Below are 21,133 nucleotides of genomic sequence, written 5' to 3' on the forward strand. Positions count from 1 at the left end.
GGCGGGGAACACCGTCCTCGCGCGGGGGGAAGACGGATTTCCCGGTCCGAAGATGTGGCGCGGACAAATGTTTGCGCGGCGCCCTGCCGCCGACGCGCGCCATTCCGCCACGGCGGACGCCGGCAAGAGCAGCCTTCTTTTTTGCGCCGCGGCCCTCTCAGCGCCCCCGGATGCGGGGATCGAGCGCGTCGCGCAGCCCGTCACCGAGGTAATTCACCCCGAGAACGGTCAGCGAAATGGCGATTCCCGGCAGGATGACCCGCTCGGGGAAATCCTCCATCCGCGCCACGGCATCGGCCAGCATCTTGCCCCAGGTCGGGAAATCCGACGGAAAGCCGACGCCGAGAAAGGACAGCGCCGATTCCGTGATGATCGCCGTGGCGAGTCCCAGCGTCGCCGACACCATGATCGGCGACAGGACGTTGGGCAGCAGGTGGCGCCGGATGATCGCAAAGGGCCGGGTGCCGATGGAGCGCGCGGCCAGCACGAATTCGCGCTCCTTCAGGGCGAGGATATCGCCCCGCACGATCCGCGCCGTGGGCATCCACGAGGTGATGCCGACCACCGTGACGATGAGGATGAACATGCCGCCCTCGGGGCCGAAATTGGCGCGCAGCGGCTGGCGGAACAGCGTCACCGCGACCAGCAGCAGCGGCAGGATCGGTAGCGACAGGAACAGGTCGGTCATCCGCATCAGCGGCCCGTCGAGGCGGCGGAAATAGCCGGCGACGACGCCGACCCCGGTGCCGATCACCAGCGACAGCAGCATCGCCGCCCAGCCCACCGCCATCGAGGCGCGCCCGCCCGCGATGATCTGGGACAGGTTGTCCCGTCCGAGCTGGTCCGAGCCGAGCGGATGGTTCCACCCGGTCTTGGCCGTCGAATCCCAGAGCGCGGTGTAGATCGGCCGCATGTCCTTGGCCCGGATGTCGAGCTTCTGCGGGTCCAGCGTCCAGAGCCAGGGGCCGAACAGCACCCCGAGCGTGATGAAGATGAGAAAGCCCGCGCCGATCATCGCGCCCTTGTGCTTGCGGAACTGGTCCCAGACATCGCGCCATTTGGACCGCGGCGGCTTGTCCGGTCCCTTGTCGCGCAGGGCTTCGATCGGAACGGGAGAGGCGGCGACGGGCTCAGTCATAGCGGATCCTCGGGTCGAGAAGGCCGTAGAGGATGTCGGCGATCAGGTTGAAGGTCACGATCAGCACGGCAAAGATGAAGGTCAGCGTCATCACCATCGGCAGGTCGTTGGCAAAGAGCGCGGTGATCAGAAGCTGGCCGATGCCGTTCACCTTGAACACGTTTTCTGTGATGATCGCGCCGCCGAAGATCGCCGGCACGCCGAGGGCGATCACCGTCACCACCGGGATCATCGAATTGCGCAGCACGTGGACCATGACCACCACCGCTTCGGAGAGGCCCTTGGCACGGGCGGTGCGGACGTAATCCTGGTTGAGGTTGTCGAGCATCGAGGCGCGCATGTAGCGCGACAGCTGTGCCGTGGTCTGGAGCGCCAGCACCATGACCGGCATGATCATCTGCTGGATCTGGTATTTCATGCTGGCCCAGTCGCGCACGACATGGGTGGTGTCGTAGATCGACGGGAACCAGCCGAGATAGACCGAGAAGATCACGATCAGCAGCGGCCCGGTGAAGAAGGGCGGGATCGAGAACCCGATCATCGTCACGAACGTCCCGGCCTGGTCGAAGACCGAATACTGCCGGTAGGCGGAATAGATGCCGATGGGCAGCGCGATCAGCACGCCGACGACATAGCTCAGGCCCACCACCCAGAGGGTCTGGGGAATGCGCTGAAGCACGATGTCCATGACCGGAGAGCGGGTCTGCCAAGAGATCACCCGCAGCTCGCCCTGGTAGAGATGCGTATCGGGCAGCCATCCCAGCAGGAAGGAATCGCGGGTCAGCCAGTCGATGAGGATCTTGGGCTCGGTCCAGAACATCTGCACCAGCCATTTCCAGTATTGAACGAGCGGCGGCTCTCCGAGACCGAGCGCCTGCCGCATCTTTTCCTTCACTTCGGGCGGGACGGTCAGGGGCACCTGCGCCATGGGATCGCCCGGGGCGAGTTGCAGCAGCATGAAGATCACGAAGCTGATGAACAGCAGCGTCGGAATCGACAGGACCAGGCGACGGACGGCAAATGTCAGCATCGGGGCCTCACATCGGTGGATCGTGACTCGGGGACGGGGGCACAACTGGGAACGCTTGCCCCATCGGACGCGCCGGGCTGGCCGGGCGCAAGGGCGGACAGGGTCGTGGTGCCGGAAAATGCGGCAGATCGCAATGCCGCGATGACATTTTCGGCAGGGTCGGTCCGGGGCGACGGGGACGGTCGGTCGCGCGGGCCCGGATCGCGGCAGGGCGGTGCGGCGGCACGGCAGGCGCGGAAGGTGTCGACACTGTTCCGGCGGGTGCGCGTCCGGGGGCGGTCGGGACAGGCTCGCTCTGGGCCTGCGCGGGGCTCCCGGGGGGCATCGGTCAAACGTCGGTCTTTCTTCCGCAAGGTCCGTAAAAGGGAAACGCCCCTGTCGGCAGACAGGGGCGTTCCGAAGGTGTCAGATCACTTGACGCGATACCAGTCGGCCGCGTTCCACAGCTCGCTGTCCCAGGTGTTCAGGATCACGCCGCCAAGCGAGTTGGAATGCGCGGAAACCCGGCCACGGTCGACCAGCGGCACGATGGTCATCGTGTCCTTGGTGATCAGGTCGTTGAGCTTCTTGGCGATCTCGCCGCGCTTGGACAGCTCGCCGGTCTTGGCCAGCTCGTCGAGCAGCGCGTCGTATTCCTCGTTGCAGAAGCGGTTGATGTTCTCGCCCTGCCACTGCGACGACGGCTTCGGCTCGTTGCCGCAGCGATACATCGAGAGGTAGGACTGCGGGTCGGTGCCGTCGAAGTTGTTGGCGTACATCTCGACGTCCGCATAGAACTTCTGGAAGGTGTCGGGCGAACCGGGATCACCACCGAAGAACACCGAGGAATCGACGTTGCGCAGTTCGGTTTCGACGCCGATCTGGTTCCACCAATCCTTGATGAGCGCCTGGAAGTCCTGGCGCACGGCGTTGGTCGAGGTCTGGTAGAGCAGCGACAGCTTCATGCCGTCCTTTTCGCGCACGCCGTCACCGTCGCTGTCGGTCCAGCCGGATTCCTCGAGCAGCGCCTTGGCGCCTTCGAGATCCTGGGTGAGACATTCCTCGTTGTCCGAGGCGTAGAGCGCCGGGGCGGGCACGAGGTTGCAGGTCGCGCGACCGGCCTGGCCGTAGCCGACCTCGACCAGCAGCGGGCGGTCGATGGCCATGGAGAGCGCCTTGCGCACGTTGAAGTCCGACAGGATCGGGTGCGGATGCGCCACGGTCGAACGCTCGCCCTCGGGCAGGTCCGGCGAGGGGTCGGTCATGTTCATCTCGATCCGCTCGACCAGCGTGCCGAAGGCCGAAACGGGCACGCCGGTGCCGCCTTCGGTCATGCTCGCCAGCACGTCGGGTGCAAGCTGAAGGTTCCAGGCGTAGTCGAATTCGCCGGTCTGGAGCACGGCGCGCGCCGCGGATTCCGCATCGCCGCCACCCTTGAGGGTCACGGTGGCAAAGGCGGGCTTGGCCGGGTCACGGAAGTTGGGGTTGGCCGAGAGCGAGATCACGTCGTTCGGCTTGAATTCGTCGACCACGAAGGGGCCGGTGCCGATCGGCTTGAAGTTGGCGTCGGTGCAGGACGAGGCATTGGCGCCGAGGCACTTCTCGAACTGCGCCTTCTGCAGGATCGGCGATTGTCCGCCCATGAACGGACCGTAGGGGTTCGGCATCGGTTCGGCGAAGGTCACGACGACGGTCAGGTCGTCCGGGGTCTCGACGCTCTTGACGCCGGTGAACTTCGCCAGCTGGGCGCAGCCGCCCTCGGGATGCATGCAGTATTCGCCGGTGAACTTCACGTCCGCCGAGGTCACCGGGGTGCCGTCGGACCAGACGAGGCCCTCCTTCAGTTTCCAGGTGATCGAGGTCAGATCCTCGGAAACGCCGCCGTTTTCGACGGTCGGGATCTCGGTGGCGAGGTAGGGAACCAGCGCGCCGGTCTCGTCGTAGCGGCCCAGCGGTTCGAGAACCAGCGACGCGGCCTCGATATCCTTGGTGCCGCCCGAAAGATACGGCGTCATGATCGACGGAGCCTGCCAGTAGATGATGTTGACGTGCCCGTCGGCGCCGCGCTCCGCAAAGGCCGCCGGGGCCAGCGCGAGCGAGGCGACCGCCCCGAGCAGATAGGTCTTGAATGTCATCGGACTCTCCTTGTTGGACGCCGGTTGGGTCCGGCCAGTCATGGTTTTTCGGGCGGGAACGCGAAACACGAGAGACAGCCCTCGCGGCTGCCTGATCCGGTCACGATGTTCCCACTCTGCCCGTCATCGAAACAGAACGCATGGAAAATGCAAGCTTTGCCTTGGGGTAACCCCGGAGCAGGATTTGACAGCCCGGGAAATCTGCCGCTAGCGTTGGCGTCTGACACATCGGGAGCGCGCAAATGCTGGACAACCCTCAGGCCGGGCCGATCGCCCGGATCGAAAACCTCCGGGTCGAGTTCCAGACCAAGGACGGGCCGGTCGCCGGCGTGGAGGACGTGAGCTTCGACGTCCGCTCCGGCGAGACCGTCTGCATCGTTGGCGAATCGGGATCCGGAAAGTCTGTTTCCTCGCTCACGCTGATGCGTCTGATCGAATTCGGCGGCGGCGAGATCGCGAACGGGCGGCTGCTGTTCGACCGCAAGGAGGGCGGGGAGGTCGACCTCGCCCGTATCGACCAGGACCTGATGCGCACGATTCGCGGCAACGAGATCGGCATGATCTTCCAGGAGCCGATGACGGCGCTGAATCCCGTGTTCACCGTCGGCCGTCAGCTGACCGAGGGGCTGCGCGTGCATCGCGGCATGTCCAGGGCGCAGGCCGAGGCGCGCGCGCTGGAACTCATGCAGCAGGTGCGCATCCCCGAACCGGAGCGCCGCCTCAAGCAGTATCCGCACGAATTGTCCGGCGGGATGCGGCAGCGCGTGGTGATCGCGATGGCGCTGGCCTGCAAACCCCGCCTGCTGATCGCGGACGAACCGACCACGGCGCTCGACGTGACGATTCAGGCCGAGATCCTCGCCCTGATGGACCGTCTCAAGCGCGAGACCGGGACGGCGGTCATGTTCATCACCCATGACATGGCGGTGGTTGCGCAGATGGCGGACCGCGTGGTCGTCATGTTCCGCGGCAACAAGGTCGAGGAAGGCACGGTCGAGGAGATCTTCGAGCGCCCGCAGCACCCCTATACCAAGGCGCTGCTGGCCGCCGTGCCGAAACTGGGCGAGATGACCGGCCGCAGCCTGCCGGAGCCCATGCGCCTGCTCGGCCGCGAGACGGAAGCGGTGAAGCCGATCCCCGGCACCGATCAGCCGCTGCTCAAGGTCGAGAACCTGACCACGCGCTTTCCGGTCAAGGGCGGCTTCTTCCGCCGCACCGTCGCGAATGTCCACGCGGTCGAGGATGTGAGCTTTGTCCTCAACAAGGGCCGCACGCTGAGCCTCGTGGGGGAATCGGGCTGCGGCAAGTCCACGGCGGGGCGGTCGATCCTGCGGCTGGTGGAGCCGGACCGGGGACGGATCGACCTCGACGGGGTCGACGTGATGGGGCTGGGGACGGCGGCGCTGCGCGAGGCGAGGCGCGACATGCAGATGATCTTCCAGGATCCCTTTGCCTCGCTCAATCCGCAGATGAACCTCGCCGACCAGGTGGCAGAGCCGATGCGCAATTTCGGCACGCACTCCGGCTCGGAGATGCGCGACCGCGTGGCGATGCTGTTCGACCGCGTGGAACTGCCGCGCAGCTTCATGCGGCGATTTCCGCACGAACTGTCCGGCGGCCAGCGCCAGCGCATCGCCATCGCCCGCGCGCTGGCGCTCTCGCCCAAGCTCATCGTCGCGGACGAGGCGGTGTCGGCGCTCGACGTTTCGGTGCAGGCGCAGGTGCTGAACCTGATGATGGAACTGCAGGCCGAGATGGGCCTGTCCTACCTGTTCATCAGCCACGACATGGCGGTGGTCGAGCGCGTGTCGCACGATGTCGGCGTGATGTACCTCGGGCGCATCGTCGAAATCGGCCCGCGCCAGGCGGTGTTCGAGGATCCGCGCCACGCCTATACCCGGGCGCTGATGTCGGCGGTGCCGATCGCCGACCCGCACCGGCGCAAGTCCGAGAAGGATCTGAACTTCAAGCCGATCCCGTCGCCGATCCACCCGGAGGGGTACGAACCGCCGGCGAATGTCTACGAGGAGGTCGGACCGGGGCACTTCGTCCTGACCTCCGACAGCGGCTATTGACGCCGGGGCGCCCCTGACGGGCGCAAGGACGGGACGGATGGGCAGGCGGGTGGTGCGCTGGGGGCTCGGGGCGGTTGCGGCGCTGCTGCTCGCGGCCTGTGCCCAGCAGTGGCGCCTGTCGACCGGCGACGCCCCGCCCGCCGCGACCGCGCCGGATGCGCTGCGGGTCGCGACGCTCAACGTCCACTACATCGACATGCGCGCGCCCGACGGTCCCTGGTCGGTCGCCGGGTGGGAGGCGCGCAGGGGCCCGCTCGACGCGCTGGTCAAGGAGATGGACGCCGACATCGTCGCCTTCCAGGAGATGGAGAGCTTTGCCGGCGGCGACGACGATTCCGTCAACCTCGCCCGCAGCTTCCTTCTGGCGCAAAATCCCGGCTACCGCGCGGCGGCGACGGGGGACTGGCGGAACTTTCCCTCGACCCAGCCGGTGTTCTACCGCCCGGACCGCCTGACCCTCGCCGATCAGGGGTGGTTCTTCTTTTCCGAAACGCCGGACCAAATCTATTCCCGCACCTTCGACGGCTCCTGGCCCGCCTTTGCCTCCTGGGCCGAATTCGAGACCCGGCGCGGGCAGCGGTTCCGCGTCGTGAACGTCCACCTGGAATACCGCAGCGCGTCGAACCGGCGGCTGTCGGCGGCGCTGATCCGGGACCGCATCGCGCCGCTGGTGGCCGGGGGCATGCCGGTCATCCTCGCGGGGGATCTGAACGCGCTGCACGGCTGGGCGACCATGGACCTTCTCGAAGAGGCCGGGCTGCGGTTCCCGCGGGTGCCCGGCGCGACCTGGCACATGAACCGCGGGCTGCACCTGTTCGGGGCCATCGACCACATCGGCCTCTCGCCGGATGTGGCGCTGGCGGCCGGACCGTTCGTGCTGCAACGAAAACGGGCAGGGGACTGGCCGACCGACCATCATCCGGTCATCGCCGATCTGCTCCTGCCCTGACCCCCTGTTCCCCGGCCCGCAAGGGCGCTACGTCTGGGCGCAGACAGAAGGAACCGTCATGACTCCGCGCCTCTCCCCCCGCGACATCCTCGCGACCCTGGTCGCCTTCCCGACCGTCAGCCGCGACACAAACCTGCCGCTCATCGACTGGGTCGAGGGCTATCTCGCCGGCCACGGCATCGCCGCGCAGCGCCACCCCAAGCCGTCCGAGCCCGAGATCAAGGCCGCGCTCTTTGCCCATGTTGGTCCCGAGGAAGAGGGCGGCGTCATCCTGTCCGGTCACACCGACGTGGTGCCCGTCGACGGGCAGGCCTGGAGTTCGGACCCCTTCACCCTGACCGAACGCGACGGCCGCCTCTACGGGCGCGGCTCCACCGACATGAAGGGCTTCGACGCCCTGGCGATCTGGGCCGTGGTCGAGGCGAAGCACCGCGGCGTGTCGACCCCCGTCCAGCTTGCCCTGTCCTATGACGAGGAACTGGGCTGCATGGGCGGCGCCGACCTCGTGGCGGCGATGGCGGGGGCGGTGCCCAGGGCGCGCTCGGTCATCGTGGGCGAGCCGACGATGATGAAGGCGGTCACCGGCCACAAGGGCGGCGTCAATTTCTGGATCCACGTCCACGGCGTCGAGGTGCACAGCTCGATCCTGCACCGGGGCGTGTCGGCGATCATGTGGGGCGCAAAGCTGATCGACTGGGCCAACCGGCAGAACGCCGCCAGCGCCGAGGGCACGCCGGACGCGATCGCCGCGCTGTTCGACCCGCCTTATACCAATGTCCACGTCGGGCAGGCGCGGGGCGGGACGGCCCACAACATCACGGCGCGGGATTTCGAATTCGGCATGGGCTTTCGCGTCATCCCGGGCGAGGACCCGCAGATGTGGACGCAGCGGCTGATGGACAAGGTGTCCGAACTTCAGGCCGCCATGCAGGCCGTCCGGCCGGAAGCCTGGATCGAGGTGAAGCCGATGTTCGAACTGCCGCCGCTGCGTCCGACCGAACACAACGCCGCCGAGGAACTCGTGCGCGCGATCACCGGCGACAACGGCACCATGCAGGTCAGCTACGGCACCGAGGCCAGCCATTTCCAGGCCGGCGGCTATCATGCCGTGGTCTGCGGACCGGGCGACATCGGCATCGCGCACCAGCCTGACGAATACATCGAAATCTCTCAACTGGAGGCCGGTCAGGCCTTCATGGAAAAACTGCTGGACCGCCTGAAATGACCCCGCCCGACGGCTTCGTCTTTCCCTTTCATGACGATCTGCCCCCCGAACATGCCGCCGAGCTGCCCGAGGCGGTCGACCTCGCGGTGATCGGCGGCGGGGTGATCGGGATCTGCACGGCGCTCTTCGCCGCGCGGGCCGGGCTGCGGGTGATCGTGCTGGAAAAGGGCCGCGTGGCTGCCGAACAAAGCTCGCGCAACTGGGGCTGGATCCGGGTGCAGGGCCGGGATCTTGCGGAAATCCCCATCGCGCTCGAAGCGCAGGAACTCTGGAAGGATCTGGATGCCACCTGTCATGGCCGCCTCGGCGTGCGGCAGGTCGGGGTCAGCTATCTCGCCCGCGACGCCGGGGACATGGCGGGCTTTTCCGGCTGGCTCGACGGGGCGCGGCCGCTCGGGGTGTCCTCGACGCTGCTGGACGCGGACGAGACCCGGACCCTGCTCGGAGCGACCGCGTCGCCCTGGGTCGGGGCGCTGCACACGCCGACCGACATGAAGGGCGAGCCCTGGGTCGCGGTGCCGGAACTCGCCCGCCTCGCGGTCGCCGAGGGCGCGCTGATCCGCGAGGGCTGCGCCGTGCGCGGCCTGAGGGTGGAGGCGGGGCAGGTGACCGGTGTCGTCACCGAATCCGGCCCCCTGCGCGCCGGGGCCGTGGTGCTGGCCGGGGGCGCATGGTCGTCGCTGCTGCTGCGCCGCCACGGGGTGAGCATCCCGCAGCTATCGGTCCGCTCGACCGCGATGGCAACGGCGCCCCTGCCGCAATCGGTCAGCTCGGCCGGGGTGGACGACCGCTTTGCCTTCCGCCCGCGCGCCGATGGCGGCTATACGCTGGCGCCTGCCGCCTATTCCGAGCTTTTCGTGGGACCGGACGCGGTGCGTCACCTGCGCCGCTACCTGCCGCTGGCGGTGTCGGGGGAATTCGACGTCCGGCTGCGGGCGCTGTCGCCGGCCGGGTATCCCGATGCCTGGGGCACGCCGCGCCACTGGGCGGACGACGCGCAAAGCCCGTTCGAGCGCATGCGCATCCTGTCGCCCGCGCCAAATGCCGCGAAGGTCGCGGAAACCCGCGCGCGCTTTGCCGCGCATTTCCCCGGCATGGGCGACGTGCCGCTGCGCGCCTCCTGGGCGGGAATGATCGACGTGATGCCGGATGTGGTGCCCGTGGTGGGGCCGGTGCCCGAGCTTCCCGGCCTGACCGTGGTCACGGGCATGTGCGGGCACGGATTCGGCATCGGACCGGCCTTCGGGCGGATCGCGGCGGACCTCGCGCAGGGCAGGGCGCCGGGCCACGATCTCGACCGGTTCCGCATCACGCGATTCTCGGACGGCTCGAAACTGGTGCCCGGGCCGAATCTGTAAGAGGGGAGAGGGTGCCCGTTGCCCGGCCGGGCATCCCGCCCGGGGGGACGGGATCCTGCGCCAGGTGTCCCGCACGGGCGGCGGGACAGCGCGCTTATTGTGCGTGGTGTGCCGGGTAGATGAAGCCGCTCACAGGGTAGACGCCGCCGAGCGCGTTCGGCTGGCTTTCCAGCCGCACCGCGGTCCAGTCGTTGCGGTCCGACACGTCGACGACCTTCATCCCGAGCGAGACCTTGTTGCGCTGCCAGTTGGCATGGTCGACCCGCACTTCGCGCTCCGAGATCACGTCCGACACCACGGCCACGTGACCCATCGGGTTGCTGCGGCTGGCGGAAAACGCCATCACGGCACCGATGACCGGGGCCGAGCCGCGATCGTAGAGACCCTTGGCCTGGGACCACCATGTGTTGGCATTGCCGCGGATGTCGATGCCGCTGGCGTTGCGCGCGAAGGGCACGCACCAGACGCGCTGGCCCTTGGCCTGAAGCGACTTGACCTCGCGCAGCGCGAGCGCCTTGCGGTCGGGGTCGATGCCCTGGATGTCCGAAAGCCTTTGCGGCATCTCGGGCGCCCTTGCGCAGGCGGCGGTAAGAAGAAGCAACGCGCAAAGACCTGCCAGTCCGCGCATCGGTCGAGCGGCGTTTCTAACGCTCATACTGTCCCTCGGTGTCTCGTTCTGCCCAACTCCGATGTGTCCCGGAGTTGCCGCCAGATTGGTTAATCCGGCGTTCAGATCAAGACTGTCTTCACGGAGGCGGCAATAATCCGCCGGTTTTCGTGATCGGCCGGGGAGGCCGGGAACCTTTTGCAGGCGGCGGAAACCGGCGCTGCGGAGGCCGGGCGCCGCCGCCCGCCTTGCGGCCCCGGGCACAACCTGTCACGCTCCGGCGCGAAATATGATCAAACTCCGGAAGTCTCCTCCATGCCCGTCAAGAACCGCTTTGCCGAACTCCAGCCCGAAATCACCGCCTGGCGCCGCGACATCCACGAGAACCCCGAGATCCTGTTCGACACGCACCGGACCTCGGCGCTGGTCGCGGACAAGCTGCGCGCCTTCGGCTGCGACGAGGTGGTCGAGGGCATCGGGCGCACCGGGGTCGTCGGCATCATCCGGGGCAAGGCGGACACCTCCGGCAGGGTGATCGGGTTGCGCGCCGACATGGACGCCCTCCCGATCATGGAGCAGACCGGGCTCGACTACGCGTCCAAAACGCCGAACGCCATGCATGCCTGCGGCCATGACGGCCACACGGCGATGCTTCTGGGGGCGGCGAAATACCTCTCGGAGACGCGCAATTTCGACGGCACCGTGGCGGTGATCTTCCAGCCCGCCGAAGAGGGCGGCGGCGGCGGTCGCGAGATGTGCAAGGAAGGGATGATGGAACGCTTCGGCATCCAGGAAGTCTACGGCATGCACAACTGGCCCGGCCAGAAGGTCGGCAGCTTCGCCATCCGGCCCGGCGCCTTCTTCGCCGCGACCGATGTCTGGGAACTGGTGATCGAGGGGCGCGGCGGCCACGCCGCCAAGCCGCACGAGACGGTGGATCCCACGGTCGCCTCGGCGCAGATCGTGCTGGGGCTTCAGACCATCGCTTCGCGCAACGCCGATCCGATCAGCCAGATCGTCGTGTCGGTGACCAGCTTCGAGACCTCCTCCAAGGCGTTCAACGTCATCCCCGCCCGCGTCACGATGCGCGGCACGGTGCGCACCCTGTCGCCGGAAAACCGCGATCTCGCCGAAACCCGGATCACCGCGATCGCCACCGGCATCGCGGGCGCGATGGGTTGCGAGGCGGATCTGACCTACACCCGCAACTACCCGGTGATGGTGAACCACGCCGAGCAGACCGACTTCGCGGCAGAGGTGGCGGCGGCCGTCGCCGGCTCCTGCGAGGAGGCGCCCCAGGTCATGGGCGGCGAGGATTTCGCCTTCATGCTCGAGGAACGCCCCGGCGCCTACATCCTTGTCGGCAACGGCGATACGGCCGCGGTGCACCACCCGGAATACAACTTCAACGACGAGGCGATCCCGGCGGGCTGCTCCTGGTGGGCGGAAATCGTCGAACGCCGCATGCCCGCCGCCTGAGCGCATCGCCCCGGCGGGGGAGGCGATCCTTCGTCGGAGGATCGTGCGCCGTCCGACGGGATGGCCACCGGGACCGCATTGGGCTAAAGCGCGGGCAGAGCGCACGGAGACTGCCTTGTGACCAGCACCGCCAACATCGCCTGCATCAAGTGGGGCACGGTCTTCGGGCCGGAGTACGTCAACCGGCTCTACTCCGGGGTGCGGCGTCATCTGTCGCGCCCGGTCCGGTTCCTGTGCATGACCGAACATGCCGAAGGGCTGCACCCCGATATCGAGGTGCTGCCCCTGCCGGTCGAACCCTTTGCCGAACCCATGGCCGCCGCGCTGGCCGTCGCCAACCGGCAGGGCGCGATGCGCAAGGTCTCGCTGTTCCGGCCGGGGCTGATTCCGGATCTCGACGGCCCGATCCTGGGATTCGACCTGGACGTGGTGATCACCGGCAGCCTCGATGCGATCCACGACCTCGCGCCCGGCACCATCGCCATGCGCCACGACTGGACCGAAAAGCGCAAGGGGCGGCCCACCGGCCACGGCTCCGTCTTCCGCTACGACCCGGCGCAGCACGGCTTTCTCTACGACGATCTCGCCGCGAACGCCTTTGCCGAGGTCGAGACCGCGCGCGGCTCCGAACAGCGCTACACCAGCCACAAGGCGATGGACCGCGGCGTGTTCACCTATATCCCGGAGCCCTGGGTGGTGTCGTTCAAATACGACTGCAATCCCTTTCCGCGCAACTGGATCGCGCCGCCGCGACTGCCCGGGGATGCCCGCGTCGTCTGCTTCCACGGCCACCCCAAGATGCCCGAGGCGCTCGAAGGCTACAACGGTTCCTTCATCCGCCACGCCAAACCCTGCGACTGGCTGCGCGACCACTGGATCGACCGGGCGCGGGCGGATCTGGGCCGCCAATGGGGCTGACCTGCCCATGATGGCTTGCCCCATGGGGCCGGGGCGGGATAATAGCACAACCTGACACAAGAAACGTAAGAGGAAGGGCAGAGCGATGCGACGCGTTGTTGTAACCGGACTTGGGCTCGTCACACCGCTGGCGGATGGAGTGGAAAAGAGCTGGGAACGCCTCCTCGACGCGCAGTCGGGGGCGGCTCCGATCGTGCAGTTCGACACCGAGGGCCTGACCACCACCTATGCCTGCGAGGTCAAGCGCGGCGACGGCACCGACGGCACCTTCAATGCCGACACCTACATGGAGCCGAAAGACCAGCGCAAGGTCGACACCTTCATCCTGTTCGGCATGGCCGCCGCGCAGCAGGCGGTCGAGGATTCCGGCTGGATGCCCACCGACCGCGAGGATCTGGAGCGCACCGGCGTCCTGATCGGCTCCGGCATCGGCGGGCTGAATTCCATCGCCAACACCGCCGTGATGATGGAAGAGAAGGGCCCGCGCCGGGTCTCTCCCTTCTTCGTGCCGGGGGCGCTGATCAACCTGATCTCGGGTCAGGTCAGCATCCGCTACGGGTTCCGCGGGCCGAACCATTCGGTCGTCACCGCCTGTTCCACCGGCGCCCATGCCATCGGCGACGCCATGCGTCTCATCCGCTACGGCGATGCCGACGTGATGGTTGCCGGCGGTGCCGAGGCCGCGATCTGCCGCATCGGCATCGCGGGCTTCAACGCCTGCAAGGCGCTCAGCACCAAGCGCGCCGACGACCCGACCAAGGCCTCGCGCCCCTATGATGCCGACCGCGACGGCTTCGTGATGGGCGAGGGCGCGGGCATGGTCGTGCTCGAGGAATACGAACACGCCAAGGCGCGCGGCGCCAAGATCTATGCCGAGGTGCTGGGCTACGGCATGTCGGGCGACGCCTATCACATCACCGCCCCGGCCGAGGACGGCGACGGCGCCGAACGTTCCATGCGCGCGGCGCTGAAATCCGCCGGGCTTCAGGCCAGCGACATCGACTACATCAATGCGCATGGCACCTCGACCATGGCGGACGTGATCGAACTTGCCGCGGTGGAGCGGATCCTCGGCGATCACGCCTCCAGGGTCACCATGTCCTCGACCAAGTCCGCCACCGGCCACCTGCTCGGTGCGGCGGGCGCGATCGAGGCGATCTTCTCGATCCTCGCGATCCGCGACCAGGTCGCCCCGCCGACGATCAACCTCGACAATCCCGCCGTCGAGACTCCCATCGACCTCGCCCCCAACGCCAAGCGCGAGCGGGTCATCACCCATGCGCTGTCGAACTCCTTCGGGTTCGGCGGCACCAATGCCAGCGTGATCTTCGGGAAGGTGTCCTGACATGTGGCGACACATCGCCTCGAACGCGATGACCTTTCTCGTGGTCGTCGTGTTCCTGTTCGGCGGCGCGCTGATCTGGGCCCAGAACGAATATGACGCCCAGGGTCCGCTGGATCAGCCGATCTGCCTTCAGGTCAAGCGCGGCAGCAACTTTTCGCGCGTGTCCGAGGATCTGGTGAGCCAGGGCGCGATTTCCTCCGGCACGCTGCTGCGGCTGGGGGCGGATTATTCCGACAAGTCGCAGGCGCTCAAGGCCGGTTCCTACCTCGTGCCCGAGCGGGCCTCGATGTCGCAGATCGTCGATATCGTGACCCGTGGCGGCGCTTCGACCTGCGGGACCGAGGTGGTCTACCGCATCGGTGTCACCAATGCGACCGTCGAGGTGCGCGAACTCGATCCCGCCGAGGGGCGCTACAAGGAAGTCATCAAGTTCACCCCCGGCGAAGACCCGGTGCCGAGCGCCTATGCGGATTACACCGCCGAGGCCGGCACCCGGTTCCGCATCGCCCTGGCCGAAGGCGTGACGAGCTGGCACGTCGTCGACGAACTCAAGCAGGTCGACATCCTGGACGGGACGGTCGGCGATCTTCCCGCCGAGGGTTCGCTCGCGCCCGACAGCTACGAGATCACCAAGGGCGACACCCGCGCCAGCGTGATCGAGCGGATGCAGGACGCGCAGGAGATCATCCTTGCCAATGCCTGGGCCAACCGCGCCGAGGGCATCGCCGTCTCCACGCCGGAAGAGGCGCTGATCCTCGCCTCCATCGTCGAGAAGGAAACCGGCGGCGACGAGGAACGCGCGCAGGTGGCGAGCGTCTTCACCAACCGGCTCGAGCGCGGCATGAGGCTGCAGACCGACCCCACGGTGATCTACGGCATCACCAAGGGCGAGGGCGTTCTGGGCCGCGGCCTGCGCCAGTCCGAACTGCGTACGGAAACGCCGTACAACACCTACGTGATATCGGGCCTGCCGCCGACCCCCATCGCCAACCCGGGGCGCGACAGCATCGAGGCGGCGCTCAACCCGGCGCAGACCGATTACATCTACTTCGTCGCGAAGACGCTGGACCCGCGCGACGGCCACAACTTCGCGGCGACGCTGGACGAGCACAACCGCAACGTCGCGGCCTATCGCAAGCTCGAGGCGGAGCGCGCGAACCAGTAGCCGTTCGCGGTGCGACGGACCAATGGGAACGCCGGTGTCATGCGCGCCGGCGTTTTCACGTGCGGGAGGGCTGTTCCGTGTCGGGCGGCATCGGGCCGAGCGTCGCCTGGAGCCTTTTGGTCAGCCCGCCGCGCACGATTCGGTAGGAGGTGACGAGGCGGTCGCGCATCTCGTCCTCGGGAACGTCCCAGCCGAGCTTGATCCAGGAGCGGTGGAAATAGGGCGCCTTCACGCCGCGCCCCATGTCGATCAGGAACTCCGCCTCCTCGACCGAGGCGGTCTTGACCGACACGCCGTCGCCCATGGCGCCGATGCAGGCGAACATCTTGCCGCCGATCTTCCAGGCATCATGCCCGCCGCCCCAGGGGTCCGACACTTCGGCACCGGGCAGGGTCTTGCAGATCAGGTTGACGGAATCGCGCTCCATGCGGTCAGGGTGACGCAGCCCCGGCAAGCTGGCAAGTTCGTTTCGGCATTTAGGGAATTCCCGCAAGTGCCTTTGTCACGGGAAGAGTTTCCGTTTGACCTGAAGCGCGGTTGAGGTCCGAGACTGCCCCGAGTGACCACTGCGGGCAAAGGACCCTGACATGACGACCAGACTCGAACACGTGAACATCGCCGTCACCGACCCCAAGGCGACCGCAACCCTGCTTGCCGATCTCTTCGACTGGCACATCCGCTGGGAGGGGGCCGCCATGGGCGATGGCTACGCGGTGCACGTGGGAACCGACTCCGCCTATCTCGCGCTCTACCGGCCGGGCGGGAAAACGCTGGGCACCGTGGCGCGGCATTCGGTCGAAGGCGGGCTGAACCACATCGGCGTGGTGGTCGCGGATCTCGACGCGGCCGAACGCCGGGTGATCGACGCGGGGTTCGTGCCGCATGAACACGCGGATTACGAACCGGGGCGCAGGTTCTACTTCGACGGTCCCGACGGCGTGGAATACGAAGTGGTCAGCTACGCTTGACCTCCGCGCGGCGCGGACCGCACTCTGCCGAAAACGGAGGATGCCATGCCGGACCGCGTCGCGCTGTTGCGAGGGATCAACGTCGGGGGTGCCAACCGTCTGCCGATGGCCGAGCTTCGCACGTTCTGTGCCGGGCTCGGGTGGCAGGAGGTCGCAACCCATGTCGCTTCGGGCAACGTGCTGTTTCGCGCCGACGGGACGCCCGACAGCCTCTCCGCCGCGCTGCACGACGCGCTGAAGGCCGGGACGGGCCTCGACGTGCCGGTTCTCGTCCTCGCGCCGGAGGTGCTGCGCCACGCGGTCGAGGACTGCCCCTTCGATCCGCAGGACGATCGCCTCGTTCATGCCGCCTTTGCCTTCGCCGTGCCCGCGCCGGACCGGGATCTCTTCGAGCGCGTCGCGGCCGATGGCGACGGGCTCGAAGCGGGCAGGGGCCTCGTCTGGCTGCATACGCCGGGCGGGTTCGGCCGCTCGAAGGTGGCGGAGCGGCTCGAGCGCATCGTCGGCTGCCCGATCACCGCGCGCAACCTGCGCAGCCTGCGCAAGCTGGTGGCGATGCTGGACGCGCGCGGCGGCGCGTGATAAGCGCCTTCGCATGACCACCAGCATCACCATCCGGATCTGCTGCATTACCTGCTGAATTTCTGGCGGGCCGGTCTTCTATTCCAATCGAGATACGAAGTTGCTACTCCCGCCGCGACCCCGCGTCACGAAGGAGCGCGCCATGGACATCTCATTGACCAACACCCGCACCCGGAAGAAGGAGCCGTTCGCGCCCATCGACCCGGCAAACGTGCGGATGTATGTCTGCGGCCCGACGGTCTATGACCGCGCTCATCTCGGCAACGCGCGCCCCGCCATCGTCTTCGACGTGCTGGCGCGGCTGCTGCGCCATGCCTACGGCGCGGATCATGTCACCTACGTCCGCAACTTCACCGACGTGGACGACAAGATCAACGCCACGGCCCTCGCCCGCAAGGAGGCGGGCGATCCGCGCTCGCTCGAGGAGCTGATCGCCGAACGGACCGAGGAGACGATCGGCTGGTATCTGGCCGACATGGCCGCGATCGGCGTGGCCGAGCCCGACGAGATGCCCCGCGCGACGCGCTACATCGACGAAATGAAGGAGATGATCGCGGGTCTCGTCACTCAGGGTCACGCCTACGAGGTCGACGGCCATGTGCTGTTCTCGGTCGGATCGTGGAAGGAACGCTACGGCGCGCTTTCCGGGCGGTCGGTGGACGACATGATCGCCGGTGCGCGGGTCGAGGTCGCCCCCTACAAGCGCGATCCGATGGATTTCGTGCTGTGGAAACCCTCGGACTCCGATCTGCCGGGCTGGGATTCGCCCTGGGGTCGGGGCCGGCCCGGCTGGCACATCGAATGCTCGGCCATGGCGAAGGCGCTGCTCGGCGACACCTTCGACATCCACGGAGGCGGCAACGACCTGATGTTCCCGCACCACGAGAACGAGATCGCGCAGAGCTGCTGCGCCAACCATACCGACGAGATGGCGCGCGTCTGGATGCACAACGAGATGCTGCAGGTCGAGGGCAAGAAGATGTCCAAGTCGCTGGGCAATTTCTTCACCGTCCGCGACCTGCTCGAACAGGGCGTGCCGGGCGAGGTGATCCGCTTCGTGATGCTGTCGACCCACTACCGCAAGCCGATGGACTGGACGGACAAGAAGCGCGCGGAAGCGGAAGCGACGTTGCGCCACTGGCGGAGCCTCGCGAACGCGGCCTCGGCAGATGGCAAGCCGGACGTTGCGGTGGTTGCGGCACTGGCCGACGACCTCAACACCTCGAACGCCATTTCCGAACTTCACAAGCTCGCAGGCGGCATCGCCAAGCGCCAGCCTTCGGAGGTTCCGCCCTCGGAGGTCGATGATTTCGCCGCATCCGCCCGGTTGCTGGGTCTGCTCGAAGACAATGCCACGATGGGGGCGTGGGTCCTTGGCTGCGCGAACGGCAACCCGTCCGCGCAGCTGCGTCTGGAAGAGCTGGGCAATGTCCTGGCGGACGCGCGACGGACGGCCATGGAGACAAAGGATTTCTCCGAAGTCGACCGGCTGAAGACTGCTTTGGTCGAGGCCGGTGTCGAGGTGCGGATGTCGAAGACGGGAGTGGAATTGCTGCCGGGTCCCGGTTTTGACGTTGCCAAGCTGGAGGCGCTGGAATGAACCGCACCTTTGCAGAACCTCGGGCTTGGCGCGACGCTGAGCCGTGCGAGCGCCGGACCGTGGGATGGCGCTCCAACGCCGGGTCGGGTGCGCTTGATCGTGATGCATCCGGAAGACCTCAGAGGGTCGTACCAACGTCGCCAAAGCGCCAGCCCGCCGGGACGGGTCGGCGCTGGCACGGCGCCTTCGGCTTGATTCCGTGCGGGGGAACCGCGGAACCCTCCGTGACAAAGGGAGCAGGGCGATGACCGAGCGGCTTTACCTCTACGACACCACCCTGCGCGACGGACAGCAGACGCAGGGCGTGCAGTTCTCGACCGCCGAGAAGCTGCGGATCGCCGCCGCCCTCGACGGACTCGGCGTGGATTACATCGAAGGCGGCTGGCCGGGGGCCAATCCCACCGACAGCGCCTTCTTCGACGAGGTCCCCGCCACCCGCGCCACCCTGACCGCCTTCGGCATGACCAAGCGGGCGGGCCGGTCGGCGGCCAACGACGAGGTGCTCTCGGCCGTGCTCAACGCGGGCACGCCTGCGGTCTGCCTGGTCGGCAAGACCCACGTCTTTCACGTCGAGACCGCGCTCGGCATCACGCTCGAGGAGAACCTCGAGAACATCCGCGCCTCCGTCGCCCATATCGTCGCACAGCGTCGCGAGGCGCTGTTCGACGCGGAACATTTCTTTGACGGCTGGAAGGCCGACCGGGGCTATGCGCTGTCCTGCCTGCGCGCGGCGTTCGACGCCGGGGCGCGGTGGATCGTGCTCTGCGACACCAACGGCGGCACCCTGCCGGACGACATCGGCACCATCGTGGCCGAGGTCATCGAGGGCGGGATTCCGGGCGACAACCTCGGGATCCACACGCACAACGACACCGAGAACGCCGTCGCCGGATCGCTCGCCGCGATCCTCGCCGGGGCGCGGCAGGTGCAGGGAACGCTCAACGGCCTGGGCGAGCGCTGCGGCAATGCGAACCTCACGTCGCTGATCCCGACGCTGCTGCTGAAGGAACCCTATGCCGGCCGCTTCGACACCGGTGTCCCGCGCGAGGCGCTGGAGGGTCTGACGCAGGTCAGCCGGATGCTCGACGAGGTGCTGAACCGCGTGCCGATGCGGCAGGCACCCTATGTCGGCTCCTCGGCCTTTGCCCACAAGGCCGGGCTGCACGCGAGCGCGATCCTCAAGGACCCGACGACCTACGAACACATCGACCCCGCCGCCGTGGGCAACCGCCGGGTCATCCCGATGTCGAACCAGGCGGGCCAGTCCAACCTGCGCCGCCGTCTGGCCGAGGCGGGGCTGGAGGTGGCAAAGGACGATCCGGCGCTGGCCCGCATCCTCGACCGCATCAAGGCGCGCGAGGCCGAGGGCTATACCTACGACACCGCCCAGGCGAGCTTCGAGCTGCTGGCGCGCGAGGAACTGGGGCGGCTGCCGGAGTTCTTCGAGGTCAAGCGCTACCGCGTCACCATCGAGCGGCGCAAGAACAAGTACGACCGGATGGTCTCGCTTTCCGAAGCGGTGGTGGTGGTGAAGGTCGACGGCGAGAAGAAGCTCTCGGTGTCCGAGAGCCTCGACAATGACGGCGCCGACCGGGGCCCGGTGAACGCGCTGTCCAAGGCGCTGGCCAAGGATCTCGGACCCTACCAGGCGATGATCGACGACATGCGGCTGGTGGACTTCAAGGTGCGCATCACCCAGGGCGGGACCGAGGCCGTGACTCGCGTGATCATCGACAGCCAGGACGGGCAGGGGCGACGCTGGCAGACCGTCGGCGTGAGCGCGAACATCGTCGACGCCTCCTTCGAGGCGCTGCTCGACGCGGTGCGCTGGAAGCTGATCCGCGATTGCGGAGAGCGGCGGTGACCCTGCCTGCTGCCTTCCTGACGCTGTATTCCGGTCTCGACCGGGAGGGGCCGGGCGAGGCGGCGGATGTGCTCTGGGCGCTCGACCGGCTGGGCGTGGCGGGCCCGGTGTCGGTCTGCGACGCGGGCTGCGGGTCGGGCGCCGATTGCCTGACGCTGGGCACGGCGCTGCCCGAAGCCCGGATCGAAGGGGTCGAGGCCCTGCCGCACCTGGTGGCCGAGGCCGGAGCACGGATATCGCACCTGCCGCATGTGCGCGTCCGGCAAGGCGACATGGAGGCGCTGACCGGCCCCTACGATCTGATCTGGTCGGCCGGCGCGCTCTATTTCCTCGGGGTGACGGAGGGGCTGCGGCGCTGGCGCGACGCGCTGGTGCCCGGCGGGGCGGTGGCTTTTTCCGAGCCGGTGCTGCTCGGGGGCGCGGAGCCCGAGGCCGTGCGCGCCTTCTGGCAGGACTACCCCCGCATCACCGACATCGGCGGGATCGTCGCGCGGGTCGCGTCGGCGGGGTATCGCAGCCTCGATGTGCGGATCGTCTCCGGTGCTCCCTGGGCGGGTTACTACGGTGCGCTCGAAGCGCGGATCGCGACCCTGCGCCCGGGGGCGGATGCGGAAATGATGGCGGTGCTCGACGGTGCGGCGCGGGAAATCGCGCTCTGGCGCGCGGCACCGGAGCAAATCGCCTACGCGCTCGTGCTCGCCCGCCCGAGCTGACCC

Annotated in this window: 18 protein-coding genes; 13 read left to right on the forward strand and 5 right to left on the reverse strand. The window is 67.7% G+C overall.

Features of this window, described 5'->3' with window-relative positions; genetic code table 11:
* Nucleotides 1-157: 157 nt before the first annotated feature.
* The 3 genes from ACN0RJ_RS07785 to ACN0RJ_RS07795 form a co-directional block, all read right to left on the reverse strand.
* Nucleotides 158-1,138, reverse strand: coding sequence for an ABC transporter permease (locus ACN0RJ_RS07785; protein WP_417720003.1), 981 nt, complete (start codon nt 1,136-1,138; stop codon nt 158-160).
* Nucleotides 1,131-2,168 carry an ABC transporter permease gene (locus tag ACN0RJ_RS07790; RefSeq protein WP_417720004.1) on the reverse strand — a complete coding sequence of 346 codons (1,038 nt, stop codon included), beginning with the start codon at nt 2,166-2,168 and terminating at the stop codon, nt 1,131-1,133. Before ACN0RJ_RS07790 ends, ACN0RJ_RS07785 begins: the two co-directional genes overlap by 8 nt.
* A 410-nt stretch (nt 2,169-2,578) precedes the next feature.
* Complete coding sequence (locus ACN0RJ_RS07795) at nt 2,579-4,282, reverse strand: peptide ABC transporter substrate-binding protein (RefSeq protein WP_417720005.1); 1,704 nt, start codon at nt 4,280-4,282, stop codon at nt 2,579-2,581.
* A gap of 242 nt (nt 4,283-4,524) precedes the next feature.
* Here ACN0RJ_RS07795 and ACN0RJ_RS07800 point away from each other — a divergent pair, with 242 nt between their 5' ends.
* Genes ACN0RJ_RS07800 through ACN0RJ_RS07815 form a run of 4 tightly spaced genes read left to right on the forward strand, consistent with a single transcriptional unit; the run spans nt 4,525 to nt 9,889 of the window.
* A complete protein-coding gene (locus ACN0RJ_RS07800; RefSeq protein WP_417723907.1) occupies nt 4,525-6,357 on the forward strand; it encodes a dipeptide ABC transporter ATP-binding protein in 1,833 nt (610 codons plus the stop codon).
* A 37-nt stretch (nt 6,358-6,394) separates the two neighbouring features.
* Entirely contained in the window at nt 6,395-7,306 is a 912-nt protein-coding gene (locus ACN0RJ_RS07805) for an endonuclease/exonuclease/phosphatase family protein (RefSeq protein ID WP_417723908.1), read from the forward strand.
* A 58-nt stretch (nt 7,307-7,364) separates the two neighbouring features.
* Nucleotides 7,365-8,531, forward strand: a complete 1,167-nt coding sequence (gene argE, locus ACN0RJ_RS07810; RefSeq protein ID WP_417720008.1) for an acetylornithine deacetylase — start codon at nt 7,365-7,367, stop codon at nt 8,529-8,531.
* On the forward strand, nt 8,528-9,889 hold the full coding sequence (locus ACN0RJ_RS07815; RefSeq protein ID WP_417723909.1) for an NAD(P)/FAD-dependent oxidoreductase: 1,362 nt from the start codon (nt 8,528-8,530) through the stop codon (nt 9,887-9,889). The genes argE and ACN0RJ_RS07815 overlap by 4 nt, the downstream gene beginning before the upstream one ends.
* A 94-nt stretch (nt 9,890-9,983) precedes the next feature.
* On the opposite strand, the gene ACN0RJ_RS07820 is transcribed toward ACN0RJ_RS07815, so the two are convergent.
* Entirely contained in the window at nt 9,984-10,544 is a 561-nt protein-coding gene (locus tag ACN0RJ_RS07820; protein ID WP_417720010.1) for a CHAP domain-containing protein, read from the reverse strand.
* Between the two features lie 267 nt (nt 10,545-10,811).
* Between ACN0RJ_RS07820 and ACN0RJ_RS07825 the strand changes: the two genes are divergently transcribed.
* The 4 genes from ACN0RJ_RS07825 (at nt 10,812) to mltG (ending at nt 15,403) form a co-directional block, all read left to right on the forward strand.
* Nucleotides 10,812-11,975, forward strand: a complete 1,164-nt coding sequence (locus tag ACN0RJ_RS07825; protein ID WP_417720011.1) for a M20 aminoacylase family protein — start codon at nt 10,812-10,814, stop codon at nt 11,973-11,975.
* Nucleotides 11,976-12,092: 117 nt separating this feature from the next.
* Nucleotides 12,093-12,893 (forward strand): glycosyl transferase, encoded by an 801-nt coding sequence (locus ACN0RJ_RS07830; RefSeq protein ID WP_417720012.1) that lies wholly within the window; start codon nt 12,093-12,095, stop codon nt 12,891-12,893.
* A gap of 85 nt (nt 12,894-12,978) precedes the next feature.
* Nucleotides 12,979-14,238 (forward strand): beta-ketoacyl-ACP synthase II, encoded by a 1,260-nt coding sequence (gene fabF, locus ACN0RJ_RS07835; RefSeq protein WP_417720013.1) that lies wholly within the window; start codon nt 12,979-12,981, stop codon nt 14,236-14,238.
* Between the two features lies 1 nt (nt 14,239).
* A complete protein-coding gene (gene mltG, locus ACN0RJ_RS07840) occupies nt 14,240-15,403 on the forward strand; it encodes an endolytic transglycosylase MltG (protein WP_417720014.1) in 1,164 nt (387 codons plus the stop codon).
* A gap of 55 nt (nt 15,404-15,458) precedes the next feature.
* Here the strand turns inward: mltG and ACN0RJ_RS07845 are convergent, their stop codons facing one another.
* Nucleotides 15,459-15,830, reverse strand: a complete 372-nt coding sequence (locus ACN0RJ_RS07845) for an MmcQ/YjbR family DNA-binding protein (protein WP_417723910.1) — start codon at nt 15,828-15,830, stop codon at nt 15,459-15,461.
* Nucleotides 15,831-15,990: 160 nt separating this feature from the next.
* Between ACN0RJ_RS07845 and ACN0RJ_RS07850 the strand changes: the two genes are divergently transcribed.
* From ACN0RJ_RS07850 to ACN0RJ_RS07870, 5 genes are all read left to right on the forward strand, one after another.
* Nucleotides 15,991-16,371, forward strand: coding sequence for a VOC family protein (locus ACN0RJ_RS07850; protein WP_417723911.1), 381 nt, complete (start codon nt 15,991-15,993; stop codon nt 16,369-16,371).
* 45 nt (nt 16,372-16,416) lie between these two features.
* Nucleotides 16,417-16,953, forward strand: coding sequence for a DUF1697 domain-containing protein (locus tag ACN0RJ_RS07855; protein ID WP_417723912.1), 537 nt, complete (start codon nt 16,417-16,419; stop codon nt 16,951-16,953).
* Between the two features lie 142 nt (nt 16,954-17,095).
* Nucleotides 17,096-18,553, forward strand: a complete 1,458-nt coding sequence (cysS, locus tag ACN0RJ_RS07860; protein ID WP_417723913.1) for a cysteine--tRNA ligase — start codon at nt 17,096-17,098, stop codon at nt 18,551-18,553.
* 244 nt (nt 18,554-18,797) lie between these two features.
* The gene (cimA, locus tag ACN0RJ_RS07865; RefSeq protein ID WP_417723914.1) at nt 18,798-20,417 is read left to right on the forward strand and encodes a citramalate synthase; all 1,620 of its coding nucleotides are present in this window, start codon (nt 18,798-18,800) and stop codon (nt 20,415-20,417) included.
* Nucleotides 20,414-21,130, forward strand: coding sequence for a class I SAM-dependent methyltransferase (locus ACN0RJ_RS07870; RefSeq protein WP_417723915.1), 717 nt, complete (start codon nt 20,414-20,416; stop codon nt 21,128-21,130). Before cimA ends, ACN0RJ_RS07870 begins: the two co-directional genes overlap by 4 nt.
* Nucleotides 21,131-21,133 lie beyond the last annotated feature (3 nt).

Origin of the sequence: Salipiger sp. (genome assembly GCF_048261495.1) — a bacterium.
Lineage (GTDB): Bacteria > Pseudomonadota > Alphaproteobacteria > Rhodobacterales > Rhodobacteraceae > Salipiger.